Origin of the sequence: Kitasatospora sp. NPDC057518, from assembly GCF_042802075.1 — a bacterium.
Classification (GTDB): Bacteria; Actinomycetota; Actinomycetes; order Streptomycetales; family Streptomycetaceae; genus Kitasatospora.
This window is the reverse complement of sequence record NZ_JBHVEU010000572.1, coordinates 1-4,854: the sequence shown is the minus strand read 5'-3', so window position 1 is coordinate 4,854 and position 4,854 is coordinate 1. Positions and strand designations below refer to the sequence as shown.

Sequence of the window (4,854 nt, the reverse complement as noted above, 5' to 3'; positions counted from 1 at the left end):
GCCTGAGCCCGGGCCTGGCGCGGACCGCCACCGCCGTCGCCACCGCCGAATCGCACGGGAATTCCCCCCGGAACACAGGAACACACCCGTGGGATTCCGGCGGCGGCGCGCGGATTTCCCGGCGTACCCGGGAGCACCCCCGTCAGGGGCGGACGATCGGCAGCAGCAGCTCGTCCACGATCTCCGCCGGATCGAGCTGCGTCGCCTCCCCGCCGCACATCTTGATCCGGTACAGCATCAGCGCCGGCACCAGGTCGGTGACCAGCGGGGTGACCGCCCCGGGGCGGACCTCGCCGCGCGTGGTGCCGCGGTCCAGCACCTCGGCGAGCAGCGCCGTCGTCGGCTCGACCACCCGCTCCAGCACGATCTCCACGAAGGCGTGCGCCCGCTGGTGGTCGAGCTCGCTCATGATGGCCCGCACCGCGGCGCCCAGCTCGCTGACCATCGCCGCCCGCAGCCGGGTCACCACCTCCAGCAGGTCCCCGCGCAGGCTGCCGGTGTCGGGGGCCGGACCGGAGGGCGGCAGGCTGGCCCGCAGCGCGTCCATGACCAGCTCCTCCTTGGAGGACCAGCGGCGGTAGAGCGCGGCCTTGCCGGTCTGGGCGGCTGCGGCCACCCCCTCCATGGTGAGCCGGGCGTAGCCGTCGGTGGTGAGCTGTTGGAGGACCGCCTCGTAGATGGCGCTCTCCAGCGCCTCGCCGCGCCGCCGCAGCGGGGCGCCCGTCACCGGTCCGTGTCCGGTATCCGTCTCAGCGGTCATGGTTGCGCACCTTCTTCAATCGCCTTTCCTCGATCCCCGTCGCTCCCCGCATTCGCCCGCGGATCTCCGGGAAATCCCTGGTCGGCCGCGCGCACGGTGAAGCATTTCGTATATCACGGACATCGCGGGGGGCCACTGTCGATGTTAGTGAACGAACCCGTTCCCGCCGACGCCGCACAACAGAATTTCGATCATGCGTTCGATCCGATGGAGTTCCCGCACGTCGGGACCGGGACAGGACCGTGGCCTCATGCGGCTGGGGCGGGACGGGCGGTGGCATGGGGGTGCGGGTTGAAGCGGACCGCCTGCGGAACCCCGTGGAGGACCCCATGACCGACAGAACGGCCAACACCGCGCTGATGGCCGCCGGCGTCGCCGCGGTCTTCGCCGCGGTGAGCATCGCCGCCGCCCTCCGGGCGTGCAAGTGCCCGGTCCGGGGCGGCGAGAGCGCCTCGGAGGCGGGACGGAGCCACCGTCCCGGCCCCGGCAGCAGCTCTTCCCCCGGCAGCCACCCCCACGGCTGCACTCCCCCCAACTGCCATTGACCCCCTCGTCCTCCCCATCCTCGGAAGCACCGATCCCGCCCCCGGCCGTCACCCGTCGCGCCGGGGGCCTCTTCGTTGGCCCCGGGCCGGGAAGGACCAGCCCCTCAGCCGCTCGCGGGCCTGCGCGGGAGCACCGCGTGCACCCGGGTGCCGCGCCGCAGGGCGTCCACGGTGCAGCTGCCGCCGATCTCCGCGGCCCGCTCCGACATCGACTGCAGCCCCACCCCCGGGTGCACCGGGAGCCCGTGGTCCGGGCCCCGCCCGTCGTCCTCGACCTCGAGTTCCAGGTGCCCGGCGTCCACCTGCACGGACACCGTGGCGCTGCTCGCCCGGGCGTGGCGCACCACATTGTTGAGCGCCTCCGCGGTGATCCGGTAGACCGCGACCTCGACGGCGGCGGGCAGCGCCGGCAGCGGGTCGGGCTCCAGCCGGGTGGCGACGGCGAGGTCCGGGCCGCTGAAGGTCTCGGCGAGCCGGCCGAGCGCAGTGGACAGGCCGTAGTCGCCCAGCGCCGTGGGCCCGAGCCGGTCGGTGATCCGCCGGACCTCCCGGACCGCCGTGGCGAGGTCGTCCGCGACCCGGTCCAGCACGCCGGAGAAGAGCGCCGGGTCGTCCACCGCGGCGGCGGCCTGGAGGCGCAGCCGCAGCCCGGCCAGCAGCGGGCCGAGGCCGTCGTGGATGTCCCGGCGCAGCTGGCGCCGCTCCTCCTCGCGGGCGGCGACAATCCGCTCGCGGCTGGCCCGCAGGTCCGCCATCAGCTGGAGCGAGGCGACGGCGGGCGCGGCCTGGTCGGCGAGCGAGCGCAGGATGTCGCGGTCGCTGTCGTCGAGCGCCCGCTGCCCCGGGCGCGGGGCGACGGCAAGCCGTCCGATCCGCTCCCCGCGGTGCACCAGCGGGAAGCCCTCGCCGCCGCCGGTGAGCTCCCCGACGGCCGCCAGCGACCGTTCGCCGCTCCGCGTGGAGACGGTCAACTCCACGCCGGGGAGCAGCAGTTCCTCACTGACGGTGCGGCACAGCACGGCCGGCACCTCCTGCGGGTCGACGGTCTGGCTGACCCTCCCGGCGAGGCTGCGCAGCACCTGGTACGGCTGCGCTCGCGAGCCGTAGTACCAGCGGTCGACGACGCCGGAGGCCCAGCGCACGCCCCGGGGCAGGCCGGTCGCGAGCAGGAAGACCGCGGCGACCACCACCAGCGCCCCGAGACCGGTCCCGGGCATCAGCATGGTGGAGAGCAGGCAGGCCACCACCACGAAGGCCACGGCCAGCCCGGCGGCCACCAGCAGGCCGGTCAGCACCCGCCGGGCGGCCCGGTCGAGCCGCCAGGACCCGTCCCGGACCACCACGGCGGCCAGGGTGAGCGTCCACAGCGCCGAGGTGACCGCGAACGCGGTGTACGCGGCCGTGCCCTGGTCGAAGTAGTAGCCGAGCTCGGCCCCGCCCCACAGCAGGTACACCCCGAGGCCGATCAGGACGTTCTGCCGGCGCCGCCGGGACGCCCCGCGGATCCGCGCGAGCGGGACGAGCACCACCAGGACGGTCAGCGCGACGTACACGACGAGCTGGGTGTCGAGCATCCGGTCGTTGAAGATCTGCAGCAGGTGCGCGAGGCCGCTGCCCGCGAACGGGTTGGGCCGGCCGAACACGGTCGGCTCGGAGACGTAGTAGCTCGCCGGGGGCAGCCGCCACAGGGCCACGGCGCCGATCGCGAACCACCACCGCCTGCTCGGCAGCGTCCCGAACGGCAGCCACAGCGGCAGCGCGTGCCACAGGGCTCCGCTGACGGTGTCGCACAGCGAGGACAGCACCACCACCGCCCCGACCATGCGCGGGTCGCCCCCCTCGACCCAGATCGGGGCCTCGGCCGCGACCGGGAGGATCGTCGCCGCCCCGTACACGAGCAGCACCCAGCCGAGCCGGTTCCCCGGCCGGTGGGCGTGCAGCAGTACTCCACCGGCGACGGCGGCGAGGCCGTACCCGAGCACCGCCAGGTCGTGGGTGGGCACCGAGACCCCGGGCGCGCCGAGGTGGCTCAGCACGTACCCGACCCACAGCCCGCCGGCCACCACGCAGACGAGCGCGCACAGCCCGGCCGCGGCCAGTTGTCGCTCCGCAGGACCGGACCGAGGCCGCCACCAGGCTCTTCGCACGCTCTCCGCAGCCATGAGTCCGCCCCTTCGTCGTCGGGCTCCCGCATATCCCTGAAGTCTGCTCCACCCGTTGTCCCGGGTGCATGAGGCAGCGGCCCCCCGCCGGCCCCCGTGACAGCCGGAGGGCCTCGGCGGCGTCCGCCTGACGGACCGTGCGCGGGCCCGGCGGTCCTGCCGACCCTCGCCGCCACCGCCCGGCGGTCCTCGCCGTACGTCACCACCGGCACCGCCGCGGCTCGGCCCCGGGAGGCGGCGGGCGCGGCGTCCGCCGATACTGGGGCCGCGACCTCCCAGGCCACCCGACACCCCCGGAGGAACCATGGACTACGGTCTCGGCGTACGGCTCGACCGGCCGTTCGCGCAGGCGGTGGAGGCGGTCACCGCCGCGCTCAAGGAGCAGGGCTTCGGCGTCCTGACCACCATCGACGTCCGGGCGACGCTGCGCGAGAAGATCGGCGCGGAGGTCGAGGACTACCTGATCCTCGGCGCCTGCAACCCCGCCCTCGCCCACCGCGCGCTCCAGGCCGACCGCCGGATCGGGCTGCTGCTGCCCTGCAACGTGGTGGTCCGGACGGACGGCGACGCCACGGTGGTGGAGGCCGTCGACCCGCAGACGATGGTCGCCCTGGCCGGGTCCGGAGGCGGGCTGGGCGAGGTCGCGGACGAGGCGGCGCAGCGGCTGAACGCCGCCCTGGACACGCTGCGCGGATGAGGAGCAGACCATGACCGCACCCGTCGTCGCCGGATTCGACGGCTCGCCCGAGAGCCTCGCCGCCACCGAGTGGGCCGCCCGGGAGGCGCGGCGCCGCGGCTGCCCGCTGGACCTCCTGGAGGCCTGGCCCTGGCCGCACCGGGACGTGGTCGGCAGCGAGGAGACGTACCGCGACGCCCTGGACCGGCTGGAGCTGCGGGCGCGGGAGCTGCGCCCGCTGGCCGGCGACGGGCCGGTCACCTCGGCGATCGTCCCGACCGACCCGGCCGAGGCGCTGGAGGCCGTCGGCAAGTCGGCCGCCCTGCTCGTCCTGGGCTCGCGCGGGCTGGGCGCGGTGCGCGGCTTCCTGGTCGGCTCGGTGAGCCAGGAGGTGCTGCGCCGGGCGGGCTGCCCGGTGGTGCTGGTCCGGGCCGAGGCGGAGGAGTCGGAGGGCCCGGTGCTGGTGGGCCTGGACCTCGCCCATCCGATGGACGACGTGCTCGCCTTCGCCTTCGACGCGGCCGCCCGGCGCCGGGCGCCGCTGCGGGTGGTGCACGTCTGGTCGCCGCCGGTCTCCAGCCAGTACACGGCACTCGAGGCCGTCGGCGGGCTGGGCGAACTCGCCTCCGTCGACCGGGCCCGGTTCGCCGAGCAGGTGACCCCCTGGCGGGAGCGCCACCCCGAGGTGTCGGTGACCGCCGACCTGATCCC

General features: G+C 75.3%; 5 protein-coding genes. 3 read left to right on the top strand and 2 right to left on the bottom strand.

The window, feature by feature from the left end:
* Nucleotides 1-142: 142 nt before the first annotated feature.
* On the bottom strand, nt 143-760 hold the full coding sequence (locus tag ACFU7Z_RS36250) for a TetR-like C-terminal domain-containing protein (RefSeq protein ID WP_049657543.1): 618 nt from the start codon (nt 758-760) through the stop codon (nt 143-145).
* 329 nt (nt 761-1,089) lie between these two features.
* On the opposite strand from ACFU7Z_RS36250, the gene ACFU7Z_RS36245 reads away from it, so the two are divergent.
* Entirely contained in the window at nt 1,090-1,305 is a 216-nt protein-coding gene (locus ACFU7Z_RS36245) for a hypothetical protein (protein ID WP_380782290.1), read from the top strand.
* Between the two features lie 104 nt (nt 1,306-1,409).
* Here ACFU7Z_RS36245 and ACFU7Z_RS36240 read toward each other — a convergent pair whose 3' ends face one another.
* Entirely contained in the window at nt 1,410-3,467 is a 2,058-nt protein-coding gene (locus ACFU7Z_RS36240) for an ATP-binding protein (protein ID WP_380782288.1), read from the bottom strand.
* Nucleotides 3,468-3,771: 304 nt separating this feature from the next.
* Here ACFU7Z_RS36240 and ACFU7Z_RS36235 point away from each other — a divergent pair, with 304 nt between their 5' ends.
* Both ACFU7Z_RS36235 and ACFU7Z_RS36230 read left to right on the top strand, forming a co-directional pair.
* A complete protein-coding gene (locus ACFU7Z_RS36235) occupies nt 3,772-4,164 on the top strand; it encodes a DUF302 domain-containing protein (protein WP_380782286.1) in 393 nt (130 codons plus the stop codon).
* 10 nt (nt 4,165-4,174) lie between these two features.
* Nucleotides 4,175-4,854 (top strand): universal stress protein (locus tag ACFU7Z_RS36230; protein WP_380782284.1); only part of this gene is annotated, 680 nt, incomplete at its 3' end.